Source organism: Sphingopyxis sp. Geo25 (genome assembly GCF_949769135.1).
In the GTDB taxonomy this organism is placed as follows: Bacteria; Pseudomonadota; Alphaproteobacteria; order Sphingomonadales; family Sphingomonadaceae; genus Sphingopyxis.
The window spans coordinates 1-26,621 of the sequence record NZ_CATKOZ010000002.1; the positions used below are offsets into that span (position 1 = coordinate 1).

27 protein-coding genes and 1 pseudogene are annotated in these 26,621 nt (G+C 64.5%); 23 read left to right on the plus strand and 5 right to left on the minus strand.

All coding sequences use genetic code 11. The features are described 5' to 3' along the window. Positions 1-674 (minus strand): Shedu anti-phage system protein SduA domain-containing protein (locus tag QOL68_RS07310; protein WP_282949252.1); only part of this gene is annotated, 674 nt, incomplete at its 3' end. Between the two features lie 275 nt (positions 675-949). Between QOL68_RS07310 and QOL68_RS18945 the strand changes: the two genes are divergently transcribed. The 7 genes and pseudogenes from QOL68_RS18945 to QOL68_RS07340 all read left to right on the plus strand — a co-directional run bounded on the left by QOL68_RS18945 (position 950) and on the right by QOL68_RS07340 (position 5,457). Next, positions 950-1,144, plus strand: a complete 195-nt coding sequence (locus tag QOL68_RS18945; RefSeq protein ID WP_420822512.1) for a hypothetical protein — start codon at positions 950-952, stop codon at positions 1,142-1,144. Next, positions 1,129-1,347, plus strand: a complete 219-nt coding sequence (locus QOL68_RS18950) for a hypothetical protein (RefSeq protein ID WP_420822513.1) — start codon at positions 1,129-1,131, stop codon at positions 1,345-1,347. The genes QOL68_RS18945 and QOL68_RS18950 overlap by 16 nt, the downstream gene beginning before the upstream one ends. 59 nt (positions 1,348-1,406) lie before the next feature. Beyond that, on the plus strand, positions 1,407-2,186 hold the full coding sequence (locus QOL68_RS07320) for a hypothetical protein (RefSeq protein ID WP_146130863.1): 780 nt from the start codon (positions 1,407-1,409) through the stop codon (positions 2,184-2,186). A gap of 29 nt (positions 2,187-2,215) precedes the next feature. Further along, the gene (locus QOL68_RS07325; protein ID WP_282949251.1) at positions 2,216-3,076 is read left to right on the plus strand and encodes a hypothetical protein; all 861 of its coding nucleotides are present in this window, start codon (positions 2,216-2,218) and stop codon (positions 3,074-3,076) included. A 451-nt stretch (positions 3,077-3,527) separates the two neighbouring features. Continuing rightward, a pseudogene (locus QOL68_RS07330) lies at positions 3,528-3,995 on the plus strand (TrbG/VirB9 family P-type conjugative transfer protein); the annotation flags it as partial. Then, a complete protein-coding gene (locus QOL68_RS07335; RefSeq protein WP_282949249.1) occupies positions 3,992-5,221 on the plus strand; it encodes a TraB/TrbI/VirB10 family type IV secretion system protein in 1,230 nt (409 codons plus the stop codon). The pseudogene QOL68_RS07330 and the gene QOL68_RS07335, both read left to right, overlap by 4 nt. Next, positions 5,218-5,457 (plus strand): DUF2274 domain-containing protein, encoded by a 240-nt coding sequence (locus QOL68_RS07340; protein ID WP_105999349.1) that lies wholly within the window; start codon positions 5,218-5,220, stop codon positions 5,455-5,457. The genes QOL68_RS07335 and QOL68_RS07340 overlap by 4 nt, the downstream gene beginning before the upstream one ends. Before the next feature lie 339 nt (positions 5,458-5,796). Here QOL68_RS07340 and QOL68_RS07345 read toward each other — a convergent pair whose 3' ends face one another. Then, positions 5,797-6,609, minus strand: a complete 813-nt coding sequence (locus QOL68_RS07345; protein WP_282949248.1) for an alpha/beta hydrolase — start codon at positions 6,607-6,609, stop codon at positions 5,797-5,799. A 553-nt stretch (positions 6,610-7,162) separates the two neighbouring features. On the opposite strand from QOL68_RS07345, the gene QOL68_RS07350 reads away from it, so the two are divergent. The 3 genes from QOL68_RS07350 to QOL68_RS07360 are packed head-to-tail and all read left to right on the plus strand — an operon-like array spanning position 7,163 to position 8,567. Further along, on the plus strand, positions 7,163-7,438 hold the full coding sequence (locus tag QOL68_RS07350; RefSeq protein WP_105999351.1) for a metal/formaldehyde-sensitive transcriptional repressor: 276 nt from the start codon (positions 7,163-7,165) through the stop codon (positions 7,436-7,438). Positions 7,439-7,446: 8 nt separating this feature from the next. Then, positions 7,447-8,391, plus strand: a complete 945-nt coding sequence (gene dmeF, locus QOL68_RS07355; protein ID WP_282949247.1) for a CDF family Co(II)/Ni(II) efflux transporter DmeF — start codon at positions 7,447-7,449, stop codon at positions 8,389-8,391. Next, entirely contained in the window at positions 8,388-8,567 is a 180-nt protein-coding gene (locus QOL68_RS07360) for a DUF1289 domain-containing protein (RefSeq protein WP_282949246.1), read from the plus strand. The genes dmeF and QOL68_RS07360 overlap by 4 nt, the downstream gene beginning before the upstream one ends. A 53-nt stretch (positions 8,568-8,620) precedes the next feature. Here the strand turns inward: QOL68_RS07360 and QOL68_RS07365 are convergent, their stop codons facing one another. After that, entirely contained in the window at positions 8,621-9,325 is a 705-nt protein-coding gene (locus tag QOL68_RS07365) for a hypothetical protein (RefSeq protein ID WP_282949245.1), read from the minus strand. Between the two features lie 209 nt (positions 9,326-9,534). Between QOL68_RS07365 and QOL68_RS07370 the strand changes: the two genes are divergently transcribed. The 4 genes from QOL68_RS07370 (at position 9,535) to QOL68_RS07385 (ending at position 15,263) form a co-directional block, all read left to right on the plus strand. Then, positions 9,535-9,774, plus strand: coding sequence for a hypothetical protein (locus QOL68_RS07370; protein WP_282949244.1), 240 nt, complete (start codon positions 9,535-9,537; stop codon positions 9,772-9,774). A 187-nt stretch (positions 9,775-9,961) separates the two neighbouring features. After that, positions 9,962-11,188: a TolC family protein gene (locus tag QOL68_RS07375; RefSeq protein WP_282949243.1), complete on the plus strand. Its 1,227-nt coding sequence runs from the start codon at positions 9,962-9,964 to the stop codon at positions 11,186-11,188. After that, positions 11,185-12,225 carry an efflux RND transporter periplasmic adaptor subunit gene (locus QOL68_RS07380; RefSeq protein WP_282949242.1) on the plus strand — a complete coding sequence of 347 codons (1,041 nt, stop codon included), beginning with the start codon at positions 11,185-11,187 and terminating at the stop codon, positions 12,223-12,225. The genes QOL68_RS07375 and QOL68_RS07380 overlap by 4 nt, the downstream gene beginning before the upstream one ends. Further along, positions 12,222-15,263, plus strand: coding sequence for an efflux RND transporter permease subunit (locus QOL68_RS07385; protein WP_282949241.1), 3,042 nt, complete (start codon positions 12,222-12,224; stop codon positions 15,261-15,263). The genes QOL68_RS07380 and QOL68_RS07385 overlap by 4 nt, the downstream gene beginning before the upstream one ends. 18 nt (positions 15,264-15,281) lie before the next feature. On the opposite strand, the gene QOL68_RS07390 is transcribed toward QOL68_RS07385, so the two are convergent. Beyond that, positions 15,282-16,361 carry an endonuclease/exonuclease/phosphatase family protein gene (locus QOL68_RS07390; RefSeq protein WP_282949240.1) on the minus strand — a complete coding sequence of 360 codons (1,080 nt, stop codon included), beginning with the start codon at positions 16,359-16,361 and terminating at the stop codon, positions 15,282-15,284. A gap of 155 nt (positions 16,362-16,516) precedes the next feature. Here QOL68_RS07390 and QOL68_RS07395 point away from each other — a divergent pair, with 155 nt between their 5' ends. The 7 genes from QOL68_RS07395 (at position 16,517) to QOL68_RS07425 (ending at position 23,018) form a co-directional block, all read left to right on the plus strand. Beyond that, positions 16,517-17,281, plus strand: coding sequence for a hypothetical protein (locus QOL68_RS07395; protein WP_282949239.1), 765 nt, complete (start codon positions 16,517-16,519; stop codon positions 17,279-17,281). 1 nt (position 17,282) lies between these two features. Next, positions 17,283-18,389 carry a glycosyltransferase gene (locus tag QOL68_RS07400; RefSeq protein WP_282949238.1) on the plus strand — a complete coding sequence of 369 codons (1,107 nt, stop codon included), beginning with the start codon at positions 17,283-17,285 and terminating at the stop codon, positions 18,387-18,389. After that, positions 18,386-19,132, plus strand: coding sequence for a DUF2334 domain-containing protein (locus QOL68_RS07405; RefSeq protein WP_282949237.1), 747 nt, complete (start codon positions 18,386-18,388; stop codon positions 19,130-19,132). The genes QOL68_RS07400 and QOL68_RS07405 overlap by 4 nt, the downstream gene beginning before the upstream one ends. 214 nt (positions 19,133-19,346) lie before the next feature. Further along, positions 19,347-20,129 carry a hypothetical protein gene (locus tag QOL68_RS07410; protein ID WP_283404286.1) on the plus strand — a complete coding sequence of 261 codons (783 nt, stop codon included), beginning with the start codon at positions 19,347-19,349 and terminating at the stop codon, positions 20,127-20,129. Beyond that, positions 20,126-20,650, plus strand: a complete 525-nt coding sequence (locus QOL68_RS07415) for a DUF2141 domain-containing protein (protein WP_282949235.1) — start codon at positions 20,126-20,128, stop codon at positions 20,648-20,650. The genes QOL68_RS07410 and QOL68_RS07415 overlap by 4 nt, the downstream gene beginning before the upstream one ends. Next, entirely contained in the window at positions 20,647-21,822 is a 1,176-nt protein-coding gene (locus QOL68_RS07420) for a glycosyltransferase (protein WP_282949234.1), read from the plus strand. The genes QOL68_RS07415 and QOL68_RS07420 overlap by 4 nt, the downstream gene beginning before the upstream one ends. Continuing rightward, on the plus strand, positions 21,822-23,018 hold the full coding sequence (locus QOL68_RS07425; RefSeq protein WP_282949233.1) for an LptF/LptG family permease: 1,197 nt from the start codon (positions 21,822-21,824) through the stop codon (positions 23,016-23,018). Before QOL68_RS07420 ends, QOL68_RS07425 begins: the two co-directional genes overlap by 1 nt. A 160-nt stretch (positions 23,019-23,178) precedes the next feature. Here QOL68_RS07425 and QOL68_RS07430 read toward each other — a convergent pair whose 3' ends face one another. Next, the gene (locus QOL68_RS07430) at positions 23,179-23,913 is read right to left on the minus strand and encodes an HAD family hydrolase (RefSeq protein WP_158258062.1); all 735 of its coding nucleotides are present in this window, start codon (positions 23,911-23,913) and stop codon (positions 23,179-23,181) included. A gap of 88 nt (positions 23,914-24,001) precedes the next feature. On the opposite strand from QOL68_RS07430, the gene QOL68_RS07435 reads away from it, so the two are divergent. Together QOL68_RS07435 and QOL68_RS07440 are read left to right on the plus strand one after the other, a co-directional pair. After that, positions 24,002-25,204 carry a CDP-glycerol glycerophosphotransferase family protein gene (locus QOL68_RS07435; protein WP_282949231.1) on the plus strand — a complete coding sequence of 401 codons (1,203 nt, stop codon included), beginning with the start codon at positions 24,002-24,004 and terminating at the stop codon, positions 25,202-25,204. Then, positions 25,194-26,510, plus strand: a complete 1,317-nt coding sequence (locus QOL68_RS07440) for a lipopolysaccharide biosynthesis protein (RefSeq protein WP_242445924.1) — start codon at positions 25,194-25,196, stop codon at positions 26,508-26,510. Before QOL68_RS07435 ends, QOL68_RS07440 begins: the two co-directional genes overlap by 11 nt. The last annotated feature ends 111 nt before the right edge of the window (positions 26,511-26,621 follow it).

Consider the following 26,621-nt stretch of genomic DNA (forward strand, 5'->3'; position numbering starts at 1 on the left):
GGCGTTTCGAGCGCGGACGGCATCACATCGTTCAGCAGTCCACGCCGCAGACGATCATAGGTGGCGATCGATATCTTCGGGCTTAGGTCTTGGAAGCCTACCCTTACCTTTCGCTGCGCTTCATTCTCCAGGCGAGAATCCCCCATCACGATCGTCACACCATCCGGCTGTTTTATGCGTTCGTTTCCGACATTCACGCGGACATTCTCGATGTAGTTCGCGAAGTGGCTCATATATTCGCCGCACTGAGCAAGTGCTTTATGTGCTTCCGTACTAAGCCCGTCGCCGCGCTTGTTCGCGAACTGGACGTCAGGCCGTTTTAGCTCGATGATCTGCCAACTATAGCCGAGCGAGTTGCTCATGGCCGCTATAAAGTCAGGAATGAGACCGCGCTGGCCGTTTACCTGATTGGTCCGAATCCACCGTTTGGCATATGCCCATGTCCCGTGATGACCAGTCGTCCGGAATGCATATTGCAGAAGGTAGGGATGCGTCTCGATTATATTTTGCATCGCCTCTTCCGACCCTGTGGCCAAAGCGGCATCGAATTCTCCAGCCAGCTTGGCGCTAAAATCTCGTCTCGAACCGTACAGCGCGTCCGGAAATTGCTCTGCAAGTTCCCTGTGAAATCGCGCCTGATTTTCCGGTTTGGATAGCTCGAATAGAGTCGGCATCGTTTTCGCTCCTCTTGAACACAAAGTCTACCAGCGCCTCAGGCGGTTGAAAGCCCCCAACTGAGCGCGGCATCTGATGAGCGCACTCTGGCCTCGGCACGCTCGGCCAGGGCGCGCGCTGATGTCGGGCCGCGCGGCGCACTCGGCTCGCTTTCCTTGCGGGGCGGCGGCTAGGCACTGACGCGCATCGCACGCCGCCCCGCTGCGGGCTCGCCAAGAGCGCGTCATTCTCTGGAGGGCATCCGCTGAGTTTCCTGCGCGATAAGCTCGGCACGATGGGGATCTTCCGCTGCGCCGATCTCGCGTCGATCCGAGACGGGCGCAATATCGAGGTCGCCGACGTCATTCTCGTCCGACAGCGGCCCGGGTCGGCGAAGGGTGTGCTCTTCGTTACGATCGAGGACGAGACGGGGATCGCCAACGGCATCGCTTCGACATCTTCCGGCGCCAAGTCATGTCGGCCTCGATGATCGGGATGCGCGGCCGGCTCCAGAAGGAGGGCGAGGTCATCCACATCATCTGCGACCGGATCGTCGATCATGATGCGATGCTGCGGTCGATCGCGCAGGGTGAAGTGTCGATCGCACCCGGTCGCGGGGATGGCGCGCGGAACGGAGGAGGACCGGATTCGCGCGATGCGCCGCTCCGCATCCGGAGTCATGATTTTCACTGAAACATGGCGAGGTTATCAGATATGTTGTCAATCCGATCGCAGCCGTCCACCAAGCAAATATGAACCTGAACGACGCTTTGAAATTGGTTGCGGATGCTCGCGCAGCCAATCCCCAGACCGACGTCCTCTATCAGGCGGTCGACGCGCGCTCCACCATCACCATAGACGTCTCTCCCGAGGAGACTTGGGGCAGCGAGACAACCGCCTTGGGGACGACCATCTCCGTGGCGCGCACGGCTCACCCTTCCGAAAGCCTGATGCACGAACTCCTCCACGCCGACTTGAAGCTGAAGGGATTTCGCCAACATCTGACGATGCTACGTGTGGATGACAACGACATGGTCCAACATGTCGTGCAGGCGCTTGACAATGAGCTTCAGCATCATCGAATGTTCCCGGCATTCGTGGCTGCGGGGCTCGATCCATCCAAATTTTACTGCGATTCAGATGGACAAACCTACAAGAGCGTCCGCACCGAACTCAAACGGATGAAACCGAAAGTGGCGACAACCGGATATTTGTTCCTCAAATATCTGTCTGCCATCGCACCCGGCGGTGCGGGCACCGACGCGGATCGCGAACAGCTCAAGCGGTTCTTTCGCTTGACGGTGCCAGGAGAAAAAATGGCGAAAATCGACGCTGCGGCAGAAATGCTGCTTGCATGGGGAGGCGGTACAAGTCTCGATGCTGGACCCGTCATTCGCGATATCCTTGAAGTCCTTGGTTTCAATGGCTGGTGGATCGGGGCCTCACACAATTTCCCGAAAGACGGCCATTTCATTGGGGCGCCGTTCACCATGCAGGACGCCGAGCGATATGCCGAAGTCTCGCAGGGCTGACGCTGACGGAATGGATCGGGCGACGACCGATGGCTGAACGCGGCGCAATCGCCTTCGAGCCGAAGGTCGAATTTCCCGACAACGCCTTCGAAGCAGCACGAATGTACCTCGCGCTGATGGCTTACCCCGAGCTAGGCGAAGGCCAGCCCGGCGAACGAGGATGCCGCCTCACTGAGGCGTTCTGGGAATATTATATGTGGAACTGGAGGCGGGTTCGCGGTCTGCGCGAGGTCCGTGCCGCGCTCGCCGCGCCCCGCTTCAACACGCCCCGCCAGCGCCGTTTCGAAGGCGCGGTGGAACGTGGCCGCCGCCGTATCATGCGCCGCTTCGCGGCATTCGACATCGTCGGAAGCCAGATGGTGAGCGCGATGTTCAACGCTAACGATATCGCCTACCGAATGAAAAGCGCGGGCGAGGATCCGTTCGAACGGAGCCACACGGGAGGACACGCAACCCTTCGAACCGAGATCTGGCAGCGAGCCATGCCAAGCGCACGGCGCATCATTCGAAACAATCTACCCGGATGGTCGGAGAGCTTCGATCTGAAAGAGAGTGTCGTTCCGGCAGACCCGATCCAGAAAGAAAGGGATCTGGTTGCGCGCGGATTTGTGCAATCGCGGTCCGTCATCCACATGGTTCACGGCATCAACCAGATACTCGAGGATCATGAAAAGGACCTTTACGCGCTGGGCGATGCGGACTGGTTGCTCGTCCTGCTTTGGAACTGCGAAATCTGGATCTGGGAAGCCATCGAACATGCAGAGCGATGGCGGATACTCTCCGGCTGGACTCGCATGCCAATGATCGCTCCCGATCTGATGGTCGAGCTTGTGTCTCCAAAAATGTGCGCGAAATTGCCCACTGCGACGCCGGAAAGCGACCTGCCATAGTTCCCGATGAAAGGAGCTATGATGGAAGTGAATGACCTCGTCGCGCTGTTGGGCGCATTGGCCGCCTTGCTGTCCGCACTTGCCGGGCTGGTGACGGCCTGGCGCAAAAAGCCTGAAGAATAGCCGCCGTGACGGTTCGAATGTTGGCTATCCGCCTCCCGATCGACCTGCACCTTCCCCCTCAGTCGCCTTTCTGCGGGCCTCGACGCGCCTGTGCCGTCAACCCCGTTCGGGGTTCACCCTCGCTCTCGCTCGGTGACGGCCGCTCGCGGGCCCTCCCTTGGGCGCCATCGGGGATAGGCCCCGACGATTCAGGAGAAATTACATGGCCACCATCGCAAATCTCACCGTTAAGACGGACGGCAGCTTCGAAGGCACGCTTGCCACGCTCAGCGTCACCGCACCGATCGCGATCATCCCCAACGGTCGCAAGGCCAAGGACAGCGAACCGATCATCAACACCGACCGTCGCACCTATCATGTCGAACTGCGCGCGACCGCCGCATCCTATATGGCGTCGGTCTCCTGGACCTATCCCGCCGACGAGCTCATCGCCTTGCAAGTCGCCGAGGCCGAGGCGGCGCGCGCCGCGCCCGTAGCCGGGGCGATCGATCTGGCGGCGCTCAATTTCCGCTACCGGATTGCGGGCGACAAGGTCGATTGGCGCCCGGTCCGCGCGTTCGACGACACGCGCCAGCTCTTCATCGAGTTTGGCGCAGATATCGCATCGGGCGACATGCCGCCGCTGTTCGTCATCGGCCGCAGCGGCGAAGCCGAACTCGTCAACTACCGGGTGCAGGGGCGCTACATGATCGTCGACCGCCTGTTCGAGCGCGGCGAACTCCGCTTGGGGGCCGGGAAACAGGCGCGGACCGTCCGGATCGAGCGCGAGATACCGCGCCGCCGGGGCCGGTCATGACCGAGCGCGAGGATCAGGCCGTGCCGCCCGCCGAAGAGCCGGGCGACGAATATCGCGCTGCGCAGCCGCCGGGCATCGACGCCTTCCGCCTGCGCGGCGACCCGCCGCGGGTGATGCGGCTGTCGCGCAAGACGCTGGCGAGCATCGGTGCGGTCGGCGGCATTGCGATCGGCGGCGCCTTGCTCTGGGCGCTGCAACCCTCGGCGCCCAAGACGGCAGAGAATCTCTATTCGGCCGATACAGCCAACCCCGCCGAGGTCGTCACGGGCGCGCCCGCCGACTATGGCAAGGTGCCGAAGCTTGGGCCGCCGCTGCCCGGGGACCTTGGCAGACCGATCGTGGCGGCGCAGCAGAACGGGGAAATCGTCCCCGTGCCGCCGATCGAACAGACGCCGCCCGACGGACGGTCGCTGGCCGACGAAGCGCGCGAGCGCGCGCGGCAGGAGCGTGAGAGCGCGCAGACGAGCCGGCTCTTTCTTGGCGGCGGTTCGTCGCCTGCGTCAGTGGCCGACGCGCTACCGGGGTTGATCGATCGTCCGGTCGGCGACCCGGCGGCACCCGAGGCGCGCGCGCGAACCGCGACGACGGCACGCCGCGCCTTTATCGAAGGCAGCGCCCGGACGCCCGCCGAAAGTGCCGAACGTATCCGCAAGCCGAGCTCGCCCAATATCCTCCAAGCCGGAAGCCTGATCCCGGCAGCGTTGATCACCGGAATAAGGTCCGATCTGCCGGGACAGGTGACCGCGCAGGTGACGCAAAATGTCTATGACAGCCCGACCGGTCGCATCCTGCTCATTCCCCAGGGCGCGCGGCTTATCGGCGAATATGACAGCGAAATCGCTTCGGGGCAGGAGCGCGTGCTGCTTGCCTGGGACCGGCTGATACTGCCCGGCGGCCGGTCGATTCGGCTCGATCGCCAGCCCGGCGCCGATGCACGCGGCATGGCAGGAGTTGCCGATCGCACCGACCATCATTGGGGATCGATGCTGCGCGCCGCGCTCATTTCCACCTTGCTCGGTGTCGGCGCCGAACTTGGCTCCGACGGCGATGACGCGATCGTGCGTGCGCTTCGCGACGGGTCGCAGGATACGGTCAACCAGTCGGGCCGGCGCCTCGTCGAGCGCCAGATGAATGTCCCGCCGACCCTCACCATTCGCCCCGGCTTCGCGCTGCGCGTCCTCGTAACCCGCGATCTGATCCTTGAGCCTGAAGGAGGCGCGTCGTGAGCAGGCTCAGACTTGGTCCGATCGCCGACGACAAGCCGGTGAAGCTTACGATCGAATTGCCGGGATCCCTCCATCGCGAATTGCTCGTCTATGCCGAGGTGCATGCGAAGGCCAATGGCCTCGCGGCGCCTATGGCGCCGGAAAAGATCGCGGTGCCGATGATCGAGCGCTTTATCGCGACCGATCGTGGATTTGCGACGGAACGGCGGCGTCATCCTCGCGTCGGTCAGGCTTGATCGCCCATATTTTGTTCGTTCAAACCGCTGACGGCTGTGCGCCAAAAAAGACGCCCGCGCGATCGAAACCGTGCGGGCGTCAGATGAAGATCTCTGTTCCCTGAAAGGAAGAGCTCTTCTGGGTCGCACGGCGCGGATAGCGTCGCGAGCCGACCGATAATTGTACGGCAGCGCCAAAAGATACCCCGGAGTTCAAACCGATGTCGGCGTTCGATTGGTTTCAGCCAGAAGCCCGGTGATCTCCGATCGGCCAAGACCAGCGAATTCCCTGAGTAGCAAACATTCCGGGGAGATGAAGTGCAGGCGCGCTCATCGAGCACGATTGCTTGCCCCATTTGCTCAAAGAATTCCTGTGTCCTTGAGCCAATCTTCCACGAGCGTCGGCCATCTCTCAACGGGATGACCCAGCGGGCGCATGGCGAAGGCGTGACCTCCCTTGGCAAAGAGATGGACTTCTGCTGGAACGCCTGCCTCGTCCAGCGCTCGCGCATAGACGGTGCTGTTGCAAATCGGATCGACAGGATCGTCCCAAGCCTGAAGAAGAAATGTCGGCGGGGTCATCTTGGTGACTTTGATTCCAGGATCAAGCGAGCCCCCCGCTCTGCACAGGTGGCCCGGGAACATTGCGATGGCAAAATCGGGCCGGCTGCTCACTTTGTCTATTTCGTCGACTGGCTGATAGGCAGGTTCGAATATATTGCTGGTCTGCGCGACCAGATACCCTCCCGCCGAGAAGCCGATGACACCGATCTTGCGGGGGTTGATCTTGAGCTCACTGGCGCGCGAGCGCACCAGGCGTATTGCACGCTGGGCGTCCTGCAACGCAAGGAGGTGCTTGGGCGTCACTGCACAATGGCAGCCTTCATCATAATGGTGGTTGCTTTTGGGAACGCGGTATTTGACGAGCACGCAGATAGTGCCTCTTGAAGTCAGCCAATCGCAAACTTCACTACCTTCCAGATCGATCGCGAGCTTGGAAAATCCTCCGCCGGGAAAAACCAGCATCGCGGCGCCATTGCCGGGTTGTTTGGCTGGAAACACCGTGAGAGTGGGCACAGTAACGTTGAAGACGCCGGTAACCGGACGTCCGGCGAAGCGTTTCGGATTCGTTGCCGTTTCGCTATACTCGGGAGGAAGTTTGACATCTTCCATGTTCGGCGCGGCTCTAGGCCACAATGGCGTCTGCTGATGGCCCGCCGGGGGTTGCCACACGCCCTCCTTCCTGCCCTCAACGCTTGCCGCCTCGGTCACCTTTGTCAGGCCCTTAGCGTCAGAGATAAGCGTCTCAGCCTCGCTGCAGCCAACAACGAAGCCTTGAACGCACAAAAGGCCTGCTAGAGTCAGGCTTCGCCGCAATGAAACTCCGATCCGCCCCGCATTCCGCATTGTCCTGCTTCCTCACCTCGGATCGCCACCGGAAAATTTCTCCTGACGGCATCTAACCTCCAATTGAGCGGCTGACCAACGGATGATTTCTCGGGCTAGAGGCCAATTTTTTTAGGGACATGCCGTGGATCTCGATCAATCTTGCTAAACACGCTGCGCGCTTTGGAAGCTGCGGCGCAGCATTCGGACTTTGAGCGCGCGGCTCCTTGCTGGCATTGTTGCGGACGGGGCCGGGGCCGCGGCGCATTCGCAGCCCTAGTGGAGTTTTGCAGCGATATCGGCTGGCGCCATGTTCCCATATAGGCTAGGGGGCTACCCTATGGGACATATGATCGAAAAGAAGGGCGACCTCTTGGCCCGCGTCAAACGGATCGCCGGCCAGGTTTCGGCCGTCGAGCGAGGGCTCGATCGGGACGCCGGTTGCGCGGAGATTCTGCATCTCGTCGCCGCCGTGCGCGGCGCCGTGAATGGCCTGCTCGACGAAATCGTCGTCGATCATCTCGACGAGCATGTCGCCAAGCCCGGCCTGTCGGACGCCGAGCGGAAAAAGGGCGCTGAAGAACTGATGACGGTCATCCGTCGGTACGTGAAGTAGAGCCACCCATGGCAGAGACGCGCAACATCGACACGCTCGAGCACAATCACGTCTTCCTGGGCGCGTCGCATGACGAGAATGCGCGGCGCACCCTGTGGGTCGTCGCGCTTACGGCGGTCATGATGGTGGGCGAGATCATCGCAGGCTATGTGACGGGCTCGATGGCCCTGCTGGCCGACGGCTTCCACATGGCGACCCACGCGGGCGCGTTGAGCGTGGCGGCGGCCGCCTATTCTTACGCCAAGCGCCACGCGTCCGACCGTCGCTTCAGCTTCGGCACCGGTAAGGTCGGCGATCTTGCCGGTTTTGCTTCGGCGCTCATTCTCGGTCTCGTTGCGCTCGGGATCGGGATCGAATCCGTCTTGCGTCTGTATCAGCCGATCCGTGTCGCGTTTGGAGAAGCCACGGTGATCGCGATTGTCGGGCTAGGCGTGAACATTGTCAGCGCATTCCTGCTGTCCGGTGGCCACGCCCATGGTCATTCACATGGTCATGGGCATCACGATCATCATGGGCACGATCATGGGCATGGTGGCAAAGGTCAGGACAATAATCTGCGATCGGCCTACGCCCATGTGCTCGCTGATGCGCTTACTTCGGTTCTTGCGATCGCGGCCCTGCTGGCCGGTCGATATCTCGGCTGGATCTGGCTCGATCCGGTCATGGGTATTGTCGGTGCCATCGTGATCGCACGCTGGTCCTGGTCGCTCATGCGCGACACCGCGTCGGTGCTGCTTGACGCAAGCGATGAGCAGGTGGCGGGCGAGGTGCGCGACCTGCTGGACGGTCCGGGCGGTGCCCGCATTACCGATTTGCACGTCTGGAGAATTGGGCCGGAAGCGCATGCCGGCATTGTCAGTGTCGCGTCCGGACCCGGGATTGATCAGGAAATGATCCGGGGGCGGCTCAAGCCGGTGCATGAACTCGCCCATCTCACGGTCGAGATCCGATGAAATCGCCGTGCGTCGAAATCTGTTCGTTTGACGGGCGCACCGGTTGGTGCCGCGCCTGCGGCCGCACCAAGCAGGAATGCCGGGGCTGGAAGAAGGCCCGTCCGCATCAGCAACAGAAGATCGCATCAGACCTGCCACGACGTCTGGCGAAGTTGACTGCGACACGATCCGATTAACGGTCGTCGTCAGCGTTTGAACGGGACGCACAAATCACGGCCGTTCTGGAAAGTCACTTCGGTGCTTGAAATGCGGTCTCCAGCTCATCGACCATGTCCAGCTCGGCCTTCGCCGCCGCCCGGGCCCGGGTGACATCGTGCGCTTTGACCGCCGCTTCCATCGCAGTCAGCCCATCGTCAAACCGGGTCCGCAGCTTGGCGAGAGGCGCCAACCCGGAAATCTTTGCCCACCGTTCGCGCGCATAGGTGGTGGCTGCTGCCATGTCGTCCCAACGCGGCGGCTTGGCCTGTGCATCGGCATCATAACGAAAGCCGGCATAATCGAGCAGGCTGACATCAATCGGCACCGCAGGTGTGCCGGGAACCGCGCTCACAATGCTGCGAAAGCCCTCAATCGAGGCGAGCGCGAGATCGACTCTCTGGTCGGATTTTCGCGCGCGGCGGACCGCAGCAAGATGTGTTTGCAGGCTCGCTGACAAGGCAGGGGGAACCATGGGTTTCAACGTGCCAGCCGCCGCTTCTGCCGCCAGTATCGACGTGTCGAGCTCGGCCGGCGTCGCGGTAAATGCCGTCTCGGTCAATGTCTCGAAGGGTTCGCCCGCTGCAGACAGGGCCGCGGCAACTTTCGCTTGGTTGCTTGCCATGGCCTGGCTTGGCGCCGGTTCCGGCATGTCGGCCTTCCCGCCCGTGTCGTTCTTGCCGCCACAGGCCGAGAGCATAAGCGCTGTCGCAAATATTGCTAAGCCGGGCTTGATCATGAGGATGCTCCTTGGGTGGGGGGGATTTCGATGGCGGCGATGCGAGAGTGCTGCTGTCTCGCGGTCGATAAGTTCCGCAAGTGATGCGCGGTATACGCAATGTCCCATATAATCAGCCGAAGCTCCTCTTCGGCTGGTCGAACCAATGCGGACAAAGCAGCTAATATCACACCCCGCCAGCAAGAGTCGCGCTCGAAGGCATATTGAACATGGACGAGGCACCCGCCGTTGCAATCCTTGCGGCCTTTGTCGACGAACGGCGACGCTCCGCGATTGCCTCGGCGTCGCTTGATCGATGTGTGCGCCGCTCAAACAGCTTCTCGCGCGGCAAGCGCCAAATGGCGGAGGCTTCAGATTTCGGCGGATTTTCTTTTTCCGATGCGGGCTTTCTCGCCTGGCGGCGTCAACAGCCCAATGTCCACTCTGCACGCTCCAGCATTCCCGCATGATGTCGAGGCGTTAGTGGTGGGCAGCCGGAAGCGAAGGGGCTATCGTTCGAGCATGACCAAATGGTTTCGGCTGTCACCGCCCATATTGCTGCTCCTGCCGCTGGGGGCTTGCGCCCATTTTGAACCGCGACCACTCGCTGCCGATCCCATGTCCGCGCCGGCTCTACAGGCGCCAATTGCCGACCTCTTGTCGCGCGACGCCGCGCATATCGACCGGCCCTATCTGAAACCCGTGGCGCTCGACCTGTCGGCCCCGCTCGATCCCAATGGCATCGCGATACTCGCGGTGATCGCCAACCCGGAACTCAAGGCGCAGCGCGCCCGCGCCGGCGTGCGGGACGCGCAAGTCTTCGCCGCGGGGCTGCTTCCCGATCCCAGCTTCAGTTTCGGCGTCGATCATATTCTCTCGGGTCCCGATCCGCTCGACAATATCGCCGGCGCGCTCGGTTTCAGCCTCAATGCGCTGCGCACCCAAAAGGTACAGCGCGCCCAAGCGGTCGCCGAGGCGCGGCAGGTTCGGCTCGACCTGGCCTGGGCCGAATGGCAGACCGCCTGCAATGCGCGGCTGCAGGCGGTGCGCGTTTTGGCGCTCGAGCAGGCGCTCGCCAATGCGGCCACCAGCGCGGATGCCAGCGAGGCGCTGCTCGGGCGCTATCTGAAAGCGGCGGGCCGCGGCGACATCGCGCCCGATCAGGTCCAGTCATCGCGCATTGCCGCGCTCGATGCCCAGAGCAATTTTCGCAGCGCCCAGACGAATCTCGCGACCGCGCGCTCCGAACTGCATCGCCTGCTCGGCCTGCCGCCGGCCTACGCGCTGCGGCTAGCGCCCGCGCCGCTCCCGGCGCTGGTTCCCGATGCCGATCGCCTCCTCACTCTCGCGCTGACCGGCCGCGACGATCTGGCGGCCTTGCGCGCCGGTTATGACGCGCAGGAAGCCGCCGTTCGCCGCGCCATCCTCGACCAGTTCCCCACTCTGGATCTTACCATCAGCGGCGCGCGCGATACCGGTGGCAACAAGCTCATCGGCCCTTCGATCGGCTTCACCTTGCCGCTGTGGAACCGCAACCGCGGCGGCATTGCCGTCGCCGAAGCCACCCGTGAGGCGCTGCGGCAGGAATATGACGCGCGCCTGTTCCAGACCCGCGCTGATATCGCCGCCGCCGCATCAGGGCTTGCGATCGCGCGCCAGCAATATGCGCTCCTGCGCGCCGGGATGCCGGCGCTCGCGACCTTCGCGTTGGCGAGCCGCCGGGCCGCACAGCGCGGCGATCTCGCGCTCGCGACCGCCGAGGTCGCCGAGCAGAGCCTGCGCGACCGCCAATTGCTGCTCCTCCAGTCCGAACAGGCGATCGCCGAACAGACCATCGCGCTCGAACTGCTTGTCGGCGCCCCCCAGGAAGCTTGGACCCTATGATCAGCCGCAAACTTCTTGCCCTGCCGCTCGCTTGTGGCCTCATGCTGAGTGGCTGCCAGTCCCCTGCCGATACCGCGGCGCCCGACCCTGTAGCGACGATCGATGTCGCCGCCGTAACCACCGGCGCCATCGACGAAAAGCTAACGCTTTATGGCGCCGCCGAGGCCAATGGCGCAGGTAAATATACGCTGTCGGCGCCGATGGAGGCGCTGGTCCAGGCGATCGACGCGCCAGTCGGGAGTCAGGTGAAGCGCGGCCAGATTCTCGTCCGCCTGAGCCCCAGCCCGACCGCTCGGCTCGATCTTGCGACGGCTTCCGCAACGGCCAATGCCGCCGATCTGGCGCATGCCCGCGCGCGGCGTCTCCGAGCTGATGGATTGGTGAGCGACGCCGAGGTCGAGACGGCGCGCGCTGCCAAACAGGCCGCCGATGCGTCGCGCGCAAGCCTGGCCACCCGCAATAGCGCACTGGTCCTTCGCGCGCCCGCGAGCGGCACCGTCGAGGTCATCGGTGCCAGCGCAGGCGAACTCGTCGCCGCCGGTGCGACGATCGTCTCGCTCGTCAAGGAGGGCGATCTGCGTGCCCGCTTCGGCGTCGATCCCGCGATCGCGCGGCGCATCCCCCAGCCCAGCTATGTCGAAATCACCGCGGCAGGCAGCAAAGCGGCCTTCAACGTCCCCATATTGTCGGTCGACAGCGTCGTCGACCCGGTTACCAAATTGGCGTCGGTCTATGTCCAGATACCCGATGAAAGCGGTGTCGGTGCGGGCGAGAGCCTGACCGGCCGCGTGCTCCTCGCCAATATCGCCGGCGGCATGACCATACCCTATGCTGCCTTGCTCGACGATGGCGGCCAGCCCTTCGTTTTCGCCATCGTCCAGAATGTCGCCAAGCGGCGCGATATCGTTGCCGGTCCGCGCACCGGCGACCGGATCGCCGTTACGTCCGGGTTGAAGCCGGGTGACCGCGTCGCCACGGTCGGCGTCACCGCGCTCGAGGATGGCATGAAAGTCCGCATCCAGGCCGCGAAGAAGTGACCGACGTCATCAGCAAACATGCGCGGTCGATCTGGCTCGCGGTGATCCTGCTCACCCTCGCAGGCGTGGTATCCGCGACCCGCGTTCCCGTCGGGCTCTTCCCCAACATCGACTATCCGCGCGTCGTCGTCTCGGTCGATGCCGGGGATCGCGACGCGGCGCAGATGGAAGCCGAGATCACCCGCCCGATCGAGATCGGGCTGCGCGCCGTCCCGGGCGTGACCGGGGTCCGCTCGGTCACGAGCCGCGGTAGCGCCGAAGTCGCGCTCAACTTTCAATGGGGCGACGATATGGTCGCCGCGGCGCAATCGACGCAAGGCGCGCTTGCCACGTTGCTGCCGACCCTGCCGACGGGGACGCGCTTCAACGTCCGGCGCTCGGATCCCACGATCTTTCCGGTCACCGGCTTTGCCTTGACCTCGGACAGTCTTAGCCCCGAGGCGCTTCGTACCCTTGCGGAACTCAAGATCCTGCCGGCGTTGACCTCGGTCGAAGGCGTTGCCGGCGTCGATATCCTCGGTAGCAGCCCCCGTGAATTTGCAGTCGAGGTCGATCCATCGCGGCTGCAGTCGCTCGGCATCAGCCTGAGCGACGTCGTGGCAACGCTCGGCAAGGCCAATATGGTGCGTGGTCTCGGCAAGATCGAGGATCGGCACCGTCTCTATCTGGTCCTGCTCGAAAACCGCGTCGCCGATGCAAGCGATCTCGCGGCGGTCCCGGTCAAGGCGGCGGCAGGCGGCTCGGGGGTTGTCACACTCGGGCAGATCGCGACAATCACGCCCTCGACCGCTCCGGCGTTCAGCCGGGTGACCTCGGACGGCAAGCAGGCAGTGCTGGTCAACGTCCGCCAGGCGCTCAAAGGCGATACCGTGGCGATCGTGCGCGCGGTCGATGCGCGCCTCGCCGCGCTCCGCCTGCCGCCGTCGGTCAAGGTCACCACCTTCTACGACCAGTCCGAACTTGTCGTAGGCGCGGCCAATGCGGTGCGCGATGCGATACTGATGGGCGCGGTGCTCGCCGGAATCGTGCTTTTCGTATTCCTCCGCTCGGGACGGCTGATGGTCATCACCGGGCTGATGTTGCCCGCGGTCCTCGCGGCAACCTGTCTGCTTCTCTTCGCGCTCGGGATGAGCTTCAACATGATGACGCTGGGCGGCATGGCGGCCGCCGTCGGCCTTGTCGTCGACGATGCGGTGGTGATGCTCGAACATATGATGCGGCGGATGCAGGAGCAGCGGCTGAGCGATCCGCAGTCGCTCCTCGGCGCTGCCGCCGAAATGGGCATGCCTCTGCTCGGATCGACCATGGCGACGATCGTCGTCTTCCTTCCCCTCGCCTTCATCAGCGGGGTGACCGGGGGCTTTTTCCAGGCGCTGGCCGTCACGATGGTCGCTGCGCTGCTCATTTCCCTGCTCTTCGCGCGCTTCGTAATTCCCTTGGTCGCCGCTCATTGGCTGCGCCAGAAGGACGCGGAGTCCGCCGACCGGGCCAACGCCATCCTCGACCCGCTGCTCGCCCGCTACGGCCGCGCGAGTGCGCGCGCCTTTGGCCGGCCTGTCCTGTTTGCGGCGGTCGTCGGGGCGGTTCTGGCGGTCAGCGGCTACGCCGCCTGGCGCAATGTCCCTTCGGGGTTCATGCCGAAGATGGACGAAGGCGGCTTCGTCCTCGACTACAAGGCCCAATCGGGTGCGTCGCTCGAGGATACCGACGCCCTGCTGCGGCGTGTCGAGACGATCATCAGCGCGACCCCGGAAGTGGCGAGCTACTCGCGGCGGACCGGGATCCAACTCGGCGGCGGCCTGACCGAAGCCGATGAGGGCGATTATTTCATCCGGCTCAAGGGCGGCTCGCGGCGCGATATCGAGGCTGTGATGACCGGTATGCGCGAGAAGATCGCAGCCGAGGTGCCGGGGCTCGAGGTCGAGCTGATCCAGCTGATGGAGGATCTGATCGGCGATCTGACGGCAGTGCCCCAGCCGATCGAGGTGAAGCTCTTCGGCGACGATACCGCAGCGCTCGAAGCGGCGGCGAAGACGATCGGCGAGCGCATCGGCAAGATATCGGGGGTCGTCGAGGTGGTCGACGGCCTGCGCGTCGCTGGCGACGCGATCAGCATCGCGGTCGATCCAGGTGCAGCAGCCCAATATGGGCTCGATCCCGACAGCATCGCCGCGCAGCTCGAAACCGCGATCGGCGGCACGGCCGCGACGCAGGTCCGCATCGGTGCGCAGCTGATCGACGTTCGGGTGCGCGCGCCGCAGGACCTGCGAAACGATGTCGCACGGATCGAGAACCTCCCGCTCGTCGCACCGGACGGCAGCAGCATTCGCCTGGCGGCGGTCGCCACCGTCTCGGTCCAGAGCGGACAGAAGCAGCTCACGCGCGAAAATCTCGCCCCCTATATCGCGGTTACCGCGCGGCTCGAGGGCCGCGATCTCGGCTCGGCCATGACAGAAATCCAGAGCGCGGTCGGCCAGCTCAAACTCCCGACCTCGGTCCGCGTCGAATATGGCGGGCTTTATGCAGAGCAGCAGAAGAGCTTCGCCGACCTTGCGTTGGTGTTCGGGGCTGCTCTGCTGCTCAGCGCGTTGCTGATTACCCTTCTGTTCGAACGCGCCGGCTGGACGGCCGCCGCGATCGCGACGGTGCTCCTCACCGCGGCGGCGGTGATGATCGGACTGTGGGTCATGGGAATCGAACTCAATATTTCCGCGCTCATGGGGCTGACGATGGTGGTGGGCATGGTCGCCGAACTCGTCATCTTCTTCCTCGCCGAGATCGAAAGAGACAAGCCGCTCACCGCGGCGATGTTGCTCGAAGCCGGGAAGAAGAGGCTGCGCCCAATCCTGATGTCTGCGTTGATCGCGGTGCTGACGCTCGCGCCGCTCGCGCTCGGGCTGAGCCGCGGCGCCGGACTTCAGCAACCCCTCGCCACGGCGATCATTTTCGGCCTGATTGCCGCGGTGCCGCTGGTGCTCTTCTTCCTGCCAGCCGTCCTGCTGGCGCTGGCGCCGCGCGAGCCTGCACCGGCCGGCTGACCGTGGACGCCGGGCCGATCAGGAGAGCGGGCGCCGCCGATGCGCTGGGGACCTGAACGCCTGCGTCAGGCGATAGGTCACGCGATAACCGACATGGTCTGAAAACATCGTGCCGTCGCGCTCGCGGCCGAACGGCACCGCCATCGCGATGGCCTGGATCGAAGCGCGATAGCCGGGCGAGAAAAATTGCCAATCACGCCCTTTCTGGAAGACAGTGGCGGCGATAGCCGGGACCGCGCGTCCGCAGGGCGCGTCCGATTTCAGGCAATGCTGGAGCGCGTTGTCGATCGACAGGCGCCGCTTCGTGGTCCAGTTCGCCGCGCTGTGCGCGGTCAGGAATGAGCGCCGCTCGGCCGAGCTGGCGTTGAAATCGCCGGCCAATATGACAGGCTGGTCGGGATTGCGGTAGCGGGTGAGAAAGGCGTCGATCGCCTCGACCTGCCGCCGATAAGCGTAGAGCGAACGGGTCTGGGCGACGCCCGAGGATTTCTTGCTGTTCATATGGGTGGTGACCACTGTCACCGGCGTTGCGCTGCCCGGCACCTTGATCGTCACCATCAGCATGCCCTTGTTGGCGAGGCAGTCATAACCCGCGCAAGCAAAGGCGGGGAAAGCCTCGCGATGCACCGACAGGATCGGATAGTCCGACGCCAGGATCAACCCCGAGCCGACTTGTTTGCCCGAACGCTCGCCCTTGAAGAAGCTCGCGCCGTCGATGAAGGGCCGGTCGCTCGCGCGCGGCTTCACCATGCTCTGCAGATCGCGAGACGGACCTTCGACAATATAGCGATAGCCGCTACGACGCGCGATCGCTTTGGCCGGCGCGGTAAAGGCCTCCTGCAGGATGATTACATGCGGCTGCGCGTTGCGCGCGCGCATCGCGAGCAGACGCGCTTCGATGCGCGTGAAGTCGGCGGTGCGATCGGAGGCGATGGGCCAGGGCAGGCCCTTCACATTGTAGGCCATGATCGAAAGTGCGGACGCCGCCGGTGGAGCGGGACGCCGCGGCTCGCTCGCGGCGGCACGAGGGGCGAGACCTCCGAGTAGCAGCGGCGCCATCGCCATCAGTCCGCCCACGCGCATGATCTTCGTCTCCATCCTGGCGATCCCTTCCGCTTCGAGAATTGCTGATTGACGCCGCGGTGCGCAGCGATCCGCACTTTGCGCAGCCGGTGCGGGAATCGCGGCCTGATGGCGTCAGACCTTCCGGACGCCTGACTGGCAGGCGCCGGAGCTTGCCCAGGGGATATGCGATGACGGTGATTGCGGCCCGTGCTGCAGCGATGGCTGCGCTGATACTTCCCTTTGCGGCACTCGCGCAGGAGGCATCGCCGAGCATTGCGGTGACCCACGCCGCGCTCATCGCCCGCGATCGACTGCCTAGCTCGGCGCGGCTCCCCATCGCGCCGGTCCCCACATCGTCGATGTTGTCCTTACTGAACGGTTCGACCGCGCCTGTCTCCGATATCGCAGCGCTCGGACCAATGAAGGTCCGGTCGGCCACCGCCGAGTGGACAGACGGCGAGTTCAAGCTGACTGCGATGCGCGCGCGTTCGCTCCCCGCGACATCTGCCCCGCAAAGTTTCGAATATCGGCATTTCGGGCTGTTGGCGATTCAGCTGGGCGCGGCCCAGCAGATATCTGCGCGCGACACGCTGTCGCTTGGCGCAACCTTTGCGGTTGAGCGCCGACGTCCCGCGTTCATCGTCAGCCCGCACAGAAATTATCGCACCGACGAGCGCGCAATCGCGCTGCACTGGTCCCGCGACAATCGCTTCGATTTCGCTGCGAGCTTGTTCGACGCCGGTCCAGCGAAGAACCGGACCCCCGTCGAGCGTATCGCCGACCTCGCTGGCGGCGCGCCCCGCGCGGTTCGCGGTTGGGGGCTGACCGCCGGCTTGCATCCAGCGGGCGACCCCGAGCGCCTGTCGGTCGGCATCGATTTTCGACAGCAGCAGGACCGCGATGTTCAGCACCGGGACGCGCGCGTCCAGATCTTCCTGAGGCAGAAATTCTGACATGACCCACGCCAGCCACATTGCCATCATCCTCCACGATTTCTCGACCGGAGGAAGCGAGCGGATCGCCATTCGCCTCGCCAACCGCTGGGCCGAGATGGGACGCCGCGTCACCATCATCTGCGGCACCGAGAGAGGCGCGGCGCGCACATTGGTCCGAGCCGGCGTGACGGTCCTGTCTTGTTCGCCCGAGACAAAGCGCAGCCCCTGGTCGCGCGCCCAACTCGGCTGGCGCATGGCACGACTCGTCCGTGCCGCAGCCCCCGACATCCTGTTCTCGCCAGGTAATTTTCACCTCATCATCCTCGCCTTCCTCGGACGTCAGCGTTTCACGAAAAGACCGGTCTTCGTCAGCAAGCTTAGCAACCCGATTCGCCGCGGTGGCGTCCGGCGCCTCGTGCGCGGGCTTGCCGACGCCGCCATCCGCCTCGCCGCCGCCCCGGCGGACGTGCTGGTCGCGATGTCGCCGTCGCTGCTCGCGGAGGCGCGATCGGTGTTTCCCGGCCACGCGCTCGCCGAAATAGCCGAGCCCATCCTCGAGGACGATATCGCTGTACCGCAAAGCCGCGCCGGCCATGAACCCGCGCCGCTCATTCTGTGCGCCGCGCGACTGGCGCCGCAAAAGGATTTGCTCACCGCCATACAGGCTTTTGCCGAACTGCCGGTCGCGCTGAAAGCGCGGCTGCTCATTCTCGGCGAAGGCCCTCTGCGCGGCCGCCTCGAACGCGAAGCGCGGCGGCTGGGGGTCGCGTCGCGGGTCGAGATGCCGGGCCATGTTCCCGACATCGCACCCTATCTGGCGCAAGCTGATCTCTATTTGATGAGTTCGCATTACGAAGGCTATCCTGCGGTCCTCGTCGAAGCGATCGCGGCCGGCGTTCCGATCGTGACGACCGATTGTTCGCTCGCGCTGCCCGAAATCTTCCGGTCGTCCGAGCTGGGCGCCGTCGTCCGGCAGCGCCAACCCGAGGCCATCGCCGCGGCGATCGTCGCGCGGCTCCGCCGGGCGCGCCCCTCGACCGGTGCCGCGCGCGAGCTGACCGATCGTCATAAACTCGGTGCATCGGCAAAGGATTATCTGGCGCTCTTCGACCGGCTTGCCGCATGAGATCCTCGCGCCGCCTGCTGGCCTCGATCCATGACGTCGCACCGGTCCATGCGGCGCGGCTCGACCGCCTCGTACCGCTCGTTGAGGAAGCGGTGGGGCCGGGGCGCTTTGCGCTGCTCGTCGTCCCCGACTTTCACCGGCAAGGATTGCTGACGGCCGACTCCGGGTTCGGGCGCCGTTTGCGCGACTGGTCGAATGCCGGATGCGAGATATTCCTCCACGGCTTCACCCATCTCGACGAGAGCCGCCACCACAGTGCCAGCGCGCGGTGGAAGGCGGCGCGGATGACCGCGGGCGAAGGCGAATTTCTGGGATTGTCGACCCGCGATGCCGAAACGAGGATCGCCGCGGGCCGCGACATGATCGAACAGCTCATTGGCCGGCCGATCGCCGGCTTCGTCGCGCCGGCCTGGCTCTACGGCGAGGACAGTATTGCCGCGCTTGCGGCGCAGAACATCTGCATGATCGAGGATCATTTCCGTGTCTGGAACCCGCAGACCTCGGCGGTCCTCGCAAGGGGACCAGTCGTCACCTATGCCAGCCGTTCGGCTGCGCGCATTGCAAGTTCGATCCTCTGGTCGCAGCTTGCGACAAGGCTGCTCGCGCGGGCGCAAACCGTTCGCCTTGCGGTCCACCCGCATGATGTCGATTCGCCGCGCCTCCTGGCCGAAATTGCGCGCGCTCTCGCGGCCTTTGCGCGCTCGCATCGGCCATCGCCATACCGCGATCTCGTGCCCGGATGATTTTTCGAAGGCCATGGTGCGGATTATGCGCGCGCCTGGCGTCACTCCCCCAGGAACCGCTGCCAAAAGGTGATCGATGGCCTCTCGAGCTTTGCGCACAAACCCGGGGACATGGACCGAGCGCCTCCGGCCACTGCTTCGGGAGCGACAACCTTGGCAGAAATTTCTCTCCCTGGGCCTGTCGCTCGCGCTCCTCGCGGCGCTCGGCTCGAAATTGGCCAGTGTCGGCTTCAGCGACCTGTTGCGAGGCGTGCCCGCCTCGCCGATCTTCTGGATAGGCTTTTCGGCCTATTATCTTGCCCTGCCTGCCTCCGAATGGGTGATCTTTCGGCGCTTGTGGAATATCCCGACCGCTGGTTTTGCCGCCCTGTTGCGCAAGCTCGTCAGCAACGAAATCCTGTTCGGCTATAGCGGCGAGGCCTATTTCTACGGCTGGGCGCGGCGTCGCGCGACGATGGCGGCGGCGCCCTTCGGCGCCATCAAGGATGTCAGCATCCTGTCGGCCGTCGCGGGCAATCTCATGACCCTGGCCATGCTCGCGCTTGCTTGGCCTGCCATCGGCCGCATGGCCCCTGAATTCCATGGTCGCACCGTGGCCCTGTCGGCGGCTCTGATGATCGGGATGTCGCTCGCGCTCCTCGCCTTCCGGCATCGCATCTTCTCGCTGCCCCGCGCCGAACTGCGCATGATATTCGGGGTTCACATCGGGCGTTTGCTGCTGACGACATTTCTGTTGGGCCTCATGTGGCACAGCGCGCTGCCGATGGTTTCGATGGGCTGGCTGCTCATCCTCGCGACCCTGCAACTGCTCGTGACGCGGCTCCCCTTCGTTCCCAACAAGGATCTGGTTTTCGCCAGCGTTGCAATTTTCCTGATCGGTCATGACGGCGCGCTCGGCCCGTTGATCGCGATGATCGCCGGCCTGACGCTGCTCGTGCATCTCGCGCTCGGCGCCGTCCTGACCTTGACCGAACTGGCCACGGCGCACCGGGCATGAGGCACGCAATCGCGCCGCTTTCGCTTTTGCTGCTCGCCGCAGCGGGGCCGGTCCGACCCGATGCCTCGCTCGGCAAGGCCGAGGCGGTGTGCCGGCCGAATGAAGCCGGCCCGGCCCTGCTTGTCGGGATAACCGGGCTCAAGGATCGCAAGGGATTGGTTCGGGCCGAGCTCTATCCCGACAATGACAGCGACTTTCTCGCCGACGATGCGGTCCTGATCAACGCGCATAAATTGTTCCGCCGCGTCGATCTGGACCTGCCGGCATCCGGGCCGGTGACCCTGTGTCTGCGTGTCCCTGGACCCGGCCGCTACAGCCTGTCGGTCCTGCACGACCGGAACCGTAATCTCAAATGGGACAAATTGTCCGATGGCCTTGGCTTCGGCGGCAATCCGAAGCTCGGCTGGTCGAAACCGACGGCCGCGGCCGCTTCGGTCCTAGTGGGAGCGGGGCCGACACGCGCCCAGATCGTCATGACCTATCTGAGCGGGCTCAAATATCGCCCCCTGGAGCGCAAATGAAAATCGCCGATGTCTGCGCCTTTTACACGCCGCACGGCGGCGGCGTGAAAACCTATATTGATCGCAAACTCGCGCTCGGCGCTTCGCTGGGGCACGAGGTCGTCGTCATTGCCCCCGGCTCGCACGATCATGTCGAGCTGCGCCCCGGCGGCGGCCGGATCGTCCATATCGCGAGCCCGCACCTGCTCGTCGACCGCCGCTATCGTTATTTCGACGATGTGGCGGCAGTGCATGCCCGTCTCGACGCCGAACGCCCCGATTTCGTCGAGGCCTCGTCGCCCTGGCGCACCGCGAGCATCGTCGCGGGCTGGCAGGGGAGCGCACCGCGGTCCCTCGTCATGCACGCCGATCCACTGGCGGCCTATCCCTATCGCTGGTTCGGCCGCTTCGGCAGCCGTGAAACGATCGACAGGAGCTTCGACCTCTTCTGGCGTCATTTGCGCCGCCTCGGCGAGCGCTTCGATTGTGTTGTCAGTGCCAATCGTCATCTTTCGGCGCGGCTGCTCACGGGCGGCGTGGCAGGCGTCGCGACAATTCCAATGGGGGTCGACCCGGGCCTGTTTTCTCCCGTGCATCGCGATGCCGACCTGCGCCGCGATCTTCTGGCGCGCTGCGCACTTCCCGAAAGCGCGAGCCTGCTCATCGGCGTGGGCCGTCACAGTGCCGAAAAGCGCTGGCCGCTCGTTGTCGACGCATGCCTTGCGGCATCGCAACATCGCCCGATCGGTCTCGTCCTTGTCGGCGACGGCCGCGACCGGGGGCGGCTCGTGCGTCACATCGGCAACAATCCGCATGTCCATCTTCTTGCCCCGATTGCCGATCGTCTCCTTCTCGCCAAGCTCATGGCGAGCGCCGACGCGCTGATTCATGGATGCGAGGCCGAAACCTTCGGCCTCGTGGCGGCGGAGGCTGCGGCGTCGGGGTTGCCGCTGATCGCGCCCGATGCGGGCGGCGCGTCCGATTTTGTCGGCGACGACAACGGCGAGCTCTACGCGGCTGGCGATGCGAGCGCCGCGGCGCGGGCGATCGGGCGGCTCCTCGCGCGCGATCGCAGCCGGCTACGCGCGGCCGCCGCCCGGCGCGCGCCCGACACACCGCGCATCGACGATCATTTCGCGGCACTTTTTTGCCATTATCAGCTGCTCGCTATGCCTCTGCGCTCTGCCGCCTGATGCCAGCTATTGATCTCTATATCGCGCGGCGGTTGGCGCTCCCCTTTCTCGCCACCGGCGCGGTGGTCATTCTGCTGCTGAGCCTGGAGAATAGTCGGCGGCTGATGGGCTTGCTCGACAATGTCGAGCAGCCGGTCGCGGTCCTGATCAAGCTCATGGTCTATCTCGTTCCAGAATATCTCGGCATCGGCCTCCTGATCTCGGTGTTCGTGGCGGTGGCGGTTGCCTTTCGGGGTTTTGCAATCAGCGGCGAACTCGATATCTTTGCATCAATCGGTTTGTCGCCGGCACGGCTGCTCCGCGTTCCGCTGCTGTTGGCGCTTGCGGTTGCCATGCTGCATGCCGGACTACGCGCCTATGTCGAACCGGCTGGCGAGCAGCGGCTCGACGCGCTCGGCACATCGATCGCGCTCGGCAATCTCGGCTTGTCGATCGCGCCGGGCGAGTTTCTTCGTCCTCGCCCCGACACGGTGTTTCACGTCGACGCCGTCGATCGGCGTACCGGCGAATTTCGGGGTCTTTTTCTTCGCAATCCGGACCTGACCGTCGCTGCCCGGGCCGGAAGGGTCATCAACGGCGGGCGCGGCGAGGTGCTGCTGCGGCTATCCGACGGCCATGTCATCGTCACCCGATCGGCCGGCCGGCTCGAAATTGCGTCCTTCAAAGCATTGAAGATGCCCGTCCAGCTGCTCGCCCCAAAGCTGGCCCGCGGGACGGCGCGCCATCGCAACGATCGCCTCATGCTGGGCGATCTGATCGGCGCCGCTGTCGGCGGACGAACGGGCGCCGAGCGCAATGCGGCGCGCGCTGCCCTGGGCAGCCGGTTTGTCACCGCCGCCTTCATCATCCTCGTCCCCTTTTTCGGATTTGCGCTTGGCGTTCCCCCGAAGCGGTCGACGTCGGCGCTCGGACTTGGCGCCGGAATCCTTCTCATCGTCGGCTTCGTTCAGGCCGTCGTGGCCATCGAAGATAGCGCCCATGCGCTGGCTCCGCTGTTTCAGCTGATGATCGTCTTCGGCTTTGCCCTCGCGGCTCTCGCCTTGTTTCGCTTTCAGCGCAGCCAGGGTCCCGGCGCGATCGAGGCTGCGCTCCTCTCGGCGAGCCGGCCTGCGCGCCACCTGTCGCGCTGGATGCCGGTCGATCGTTTGATGATGCGGTTGCCGGCCGCGCGCCGGCCGATGCCATCGGCCGTCTGAATGACCGTCCGCACCCACCGGGTCGGCCAATCGGGCGCGGCGCACTCGCCTTCGAAAGGCAAGACACGCGATCGCGCCCGTTTCGTTTGGCAGCGGGGCGCGCCGCTCTGGTGGAACCTGCTGCGCTTCGCGACACGAAACCGCAGCGATTGATGCGGTGTCAGGTCGGGGTCACTCTGGCCTGCGCTTGCGGAGCCCCATCGCGCGCCGCCTTGGCCTCGCGCCAGTCATAGACAGTCCAGCCGCGCCTGAGCGCCACATTAAGCAGCTTCTTCGACGGATTGACCGCAACGGCCTCGTCGGCCCATTCGAAGGTCGGAAGGTCCGACAGATCGTCCGAGAAAAAGCGGATATGGACCTTGGTGCGATCGATCTCCTGGCCGCGGAGCCAATGTTCCAGCATTCGCCGCTTGCTCTCGCCATAGCAATTCTCACCGGCGATCCGTGGCGTGAGATCGCGCCGGCGCCACATCGACGCGGTACCGACGACATCGGTGACGCCAAGCTGCGACGCGATTGCCTCAAGATAGAAGAGATGCGCCGCCGAGGCGATGACCACTCGCCGTCCGGCAGCGGTTTCGGCGGCGATGCTCGCAATAGCATCGGCATGGACATTGCGCGTGAGGCTGTGTTCGGCATAGGCGTCGGCAAGGTCAGTGACGGCGTCGAGGTCGACGGCGCCTCCGAGCATCAGACGGTGCATCGCCTGCTTGAGCTGCTTGCGCGTCAGAACCCCCGCTTTGTAAGCGGCCATGAGCGCGACGACCAGCGGCACGAAGATCAGCCGCCACGGGCTGCGCCTCCGCGCGGCAAAAAACAGGAACGGCGACCAGGTTCCGTGGATGGTGAGGGTGCGGTCGAGGTCGAAGACCGAAAGCGGACGGGACGATGGCATGAGCGTTTTCCTCCGCAGCGAGGACGCCACCAGAAGCTTTTTTCCGCACTTGATGCGGATATCGCGCCGCCGCGGCGTCATTCCCCCCATGCGGATCGCCTTTCTTTTCAACCACGACCAGATTCACCAGATGGCGCACAGTCTGCCGGTCGCCACAGCGCTGGCGCGAATGGGCAGCGGCGCTGATATCGTCATTGCGACGACCAGCGACCTTCTCGCGCGCGAAGCGCTCCGACTGATGGGCGGCGCGGTCCCGGCGGGCCTGCGTCTCGTCGCGCTCCGGCTGCGCTCTTTTGCATCCCGGGGCATCGAGGCGGCTCTCGGATCCCTCGTCCCTGCTGCGAAATTGCTGGTTTACCGGGACAATCTGGACTTTTTCCGATCGCTCGACCTGCTCGTAGTGACCGAGCGCACGTCGCTGATCCTGAAGTCCCGTTACGGCCTGTCATCGCTCCGCATGGTCCTGACCGATCATGGCGCGGGCGATCGGGCGATCGGTTTCGGCACGTCCACCGCCCTCTTCGATCATATCTTGGCCGCTGGGCCGAAGATCCGCGACCGACTGACTAGCGAAGCCGGAGTCCGTCCCGAGCGATTGACGATCACCGGCTATCCGAAGTTCGATATCGCCGCCGGCGATGGGCGCCCGCTCAAGTTTCGCGGGAGCAATCGGCCGATCGTACTCTACAATCCGCATGTCTCGCCGCATCTCTCCTCCTGGTACAAGCAGGGCAGGGCAGTGCTCGACTATTTCCTTGCCTCCGATCGCTACAACCTGATCTTCGCGCCCCACATCATGATGTTCGAGCGGCGAATGGCGGTCACGATCGACAAGCTTTGCGTCGGTCTGCCCGGAACGCTGCACCGCCGCTACGCCGCAGCCCCGAATATCCATATCGATCTCGGCAGTGCCGCGCTGACCGACATGAGCTATACCAACGGGGCAGACATCTATCTCGGCGACGTCAGCAGCCAGGTCTATGAGTTTCTCAAATCGCCCCGGCCTTGCCTCTTCCTCAACAGCCACGGCATCGATCCCGATCAGGATCCGAATTTCGCGCACTGGCAGTCGGGGCCGGTCATTTCGAAGGCGGTCGATCTTGGTCGCGGCTTGGAGGAAGCGGTAGCGGAGCATCCGGCGCGCTATCGCGCCGTGCAGCGACGGCTCTTCGACCATACGTTCGACCTCACCGCCGAGCCGTCTTCGGAGCGCGCCGCGCGCGCAATCGTCTGTCTCGCCAGCGGTCGCAAGCCCGAGGGCGCATCGTCCGACACCTGTCTTGTTCACTGACATCGCAAAAGGTTCGGCAGGGCCGGTTCTTCGTATCTACCAGAATCTCGGCCTGCTGCTCGGCGGCAAGGCGGCGGCAGGGCTGATCAGTCTCATCTATGTCGTCGCCGCGGCCCGCATCCTCGGCCCCGAGCAATATGGCGTGCTCGTTCTCGTCAATTATTTCGCGATGCTCGTCGGCGGGCTCATCGCCTTTCCAGGTTGGCACGCGATTGTCCGCTACGGCGTCCAGCCGGCTGAAAATGACCACGCCAAGCTCATCCGGTTGCTCCGCTTTGTCGGCGCGATCGAACTCGCCGCGGGGCTGGTCGCGGTGATTGTCGCGGCGATCGCGGTGCCGATCGTCGGACCGCTGCTTGGGTGGTCGCAGGATGCGCAGGCGCTGGCGATACCCTATTGTTTCGCGGTCCTCGCGACCGTGCGTGCGACCCCCGGCGGGTATCTGCAGATCCTGCGACGCTTCGACCTCCTTGCGCTCCACAATATCGTGACGCCAGTGATGCGGTTGCTCGGAACGCTGGTGGTCATCGCCTTCGATCTCGGGCTCACGGCCTTTCTCGTCGCTTGGCTCGTCGCTGCGCTGGTAGAGGGCATATCGCTCTGGGTCGCGGCCATCTACCTTGCGCGTCGTCATATGCTCGACGAGCCTTTGCTCGGCGCCGTTGCGGACGCGCGGCGCGAGCATGACGGTCTGGGCCGCTTCATGCTGACGGCCAATGCCGATATCATGCTCGGCGACCTCACCGGCAGGCTGACGCCGCTCATTGTCGGCGCAATGCTCGGCCCGGCCGCAGCGGGCCTCTATTCGATCGCGCACCGCGCGACGATCGTCATCTCGCAGCCCGCTCAAATATTGGGACAGGCAGCTTATGCCGAGCTGGCGCGTCTCGCCGCGGACGGCCGCGCGAGGATCGCCATTCGGCATGCCCTCGCGCGCTGCGTCGGTATCGCGCTTGCGACAGCGCTACCCCTGGTTCTTCTCCTCGCACTCTTCTCGCGCGAGGTGGCGGTGCTGATCGGAGGGTCCGCCTATGCAGGTGCTGCGACAGTCATGATATGGCTTACGTTGGCAAGAGTCGTGGCAATGGCCGGACCCCCGACAAGTGCGGCGCTGATCGCATTGGGCCATCCCGGGCTGTCGGTCGGGGGAAATTTGGTCGCCGGACTGGGCCTCTTGCCCTTGCTGCCGTTCTTCACCGGTTCCGCCGGATTGGCGGGCGCCGGCTATCTCGCATTATTGCAGGCCGTGATCGCGGCAGCCCTGCTCGGCTCCGCGCTGTGGCGGGTTACCGCCCGCGCCTCATGATGTCTCCGCTCGCCTCTGCACCGACGCACGGTCACACGCCTTTCCTATTTCGTCGATATCGGGCAGTGATCATGCCCAGCCGCGAGAGCGAAAATGGAAGTGCGCAGCATT

What these genes read in the sequence shown, in the direction of transcription:
- QOL68_RS18945 (WP_420822512.1), top strand. Translation starts at nt 950, where the DNA reads ATGGGGATCTTCCGCTGCGCCGATCTCGCGTCGATCCGAGACGGGCGC.
- QOL68_RS18950 (WP_420822513.1), top strand. Translation starts at nt 1,129, where the DNA reads ATGTCGGCCTCGATGATCGGGATGCGCGGCCGGCTCCAGAAGGAGGGC.
- QOL68_RS07320 (WP_146130863.1), top strand. Translation starts at nt 1,407, where the DNA reads ATGAACCTGAACGACGCTTTGAAATTGGTTGCGGATGCTCGCGCAGCC.
- QOL68_RS07325 (WP_282949251.1), top strand. Translation starts at nt 2,216, where the DNA reads ATGGCTGAACGCGGCGCAATCGCCTTCGAGCCGAAGGTCGAATTTCCC.
- QOL68_RS07335 (WP_282949249.1), top strand. Translation starts at nt 3,992, where the DNA reads ATGACCGAGCGCGAGGATCAGGCCGTGCCGCCCGCCGAAGAGCCGGGC.
- QOL68_RS07345 (WP_282949248.1), bottom strand. Translation starts at nt 6,609, where the DNA reads ATGGAAGATGTCAAACTTCCTCCCGAGTATAGCGAAACGGCAACGAAT.
- QOL68_RS07350 (WP_105999351.1), top strand. Translation starts at nt 7,163, where the DNA reads ATGGGACATATGATCGAAAAGAAGGGCGACCTCTTGGCCCGCGTCAAA.
- dmeF (WP_282949247.1), top strand. Translation starts at nt 7,447, where the DNA reads ATGGCAGAGACGCGCAACATCGACACGCTCGAGCACAATCACGTCTTC.
- QOL68_RS07360 (WP_282949246.1), top strand. Translation starts at nt 8,388, where the DNA reads ATGAAATCGCCGTGCGTCGAAATCTGTTCGTTTGACGGGCGCACCGGT.
- QOL68_RS07365 (WP_282949245.1), bottom strand. Translation starts at nt 9,325, where the DNA reads ATGATCAAGCCCGGCTTAGCAATATTTGCGACAGCGCTTATGCTCTCG.
- QOL68_RS07370 (WP_282949244.1), top strand. Translation starts at nt 9,535, where the DNA reads ATGGACGAGGCACCCGCCGTTGCAATCCTTGCGGCCTTTGTCGACGAA.
- QOL68_RS07380 (WP_282949242.1), top strand. Translation starts at nt 11,185, where the DNA reads ATGATCAGCCGCAAACTTCTTGCCCTGCCGCTCGCTTGTGGCCTCATG.
- QOL68_RS07390 (WP_282949240.1), bottom strand. Translation starts at nt 16,361, where the DNA reads ATGGAGACGAAGATCATGCGCGTGGGCGGACTGATGGCGATGGCGCCG.
- QOL68_RS07395 (WP_282949239.1), top strand. Translation starts at nt 16,517, where the DNA reads ATGACGGTGATTGCGGCCCGTGCTGCAGCGATGGCTGCGCTGATACTT.
- QOL68_RS07400 (WP_282949238.1), top strand. Translation starts at nt 17,283, where the DNA reads ATGACCCACGCCAGCCACATTGCCATCATCCTCCACGATTTCTCGACC.
- QOL68_RS07405 (WP_282949237.1), top strand. Translation starts at nt 18,386, where the DNA reads ATGAGATCCTCGCGCCGCCTGCTGGCCTCGATCCATGACGTCGCACCG.
- QOL68_RS07415 (WP_282949235.1), top strand. Translation starts at nt 20,126, where the DNA reads ATGAGGCACGCAATCGCGCCGCTTTCGCTTTTGCTGCTCGCCGCAGCG.
- QOL68_RS07420 (WP_282949234.1), top strand. Translation starts at nt 20,647, where the DNA reads ATGAAAATCGCCGATGTCTGCGCCTTTTACACGCCGCACGGCGGCGGC.
- QOL68_RS07425 (WP_282949233.1), top strand. Translation starts at nt 21,822, where the DNA reads ATGCCAGCTATTGATCTCTATATCGCGCGGCGGTTGGCGCTCCCCTTT.
- QOL68_RS07430 (WP_158258062.1), bottom strand. Translation starts at nt 23,913, where the DNA reads ATGCCATCGTCCCGTCCGCTTTCGGTCTTCGACCTCGACCGCACCCTC.
- QOL68_RS07435 (WP_282949231.1), top strand. Translation starts at nt 24,002, where the DNA reads ATGCGGATCGCCTTTCTTTTCAACCACGACCAGATTCACCAGATGGCG.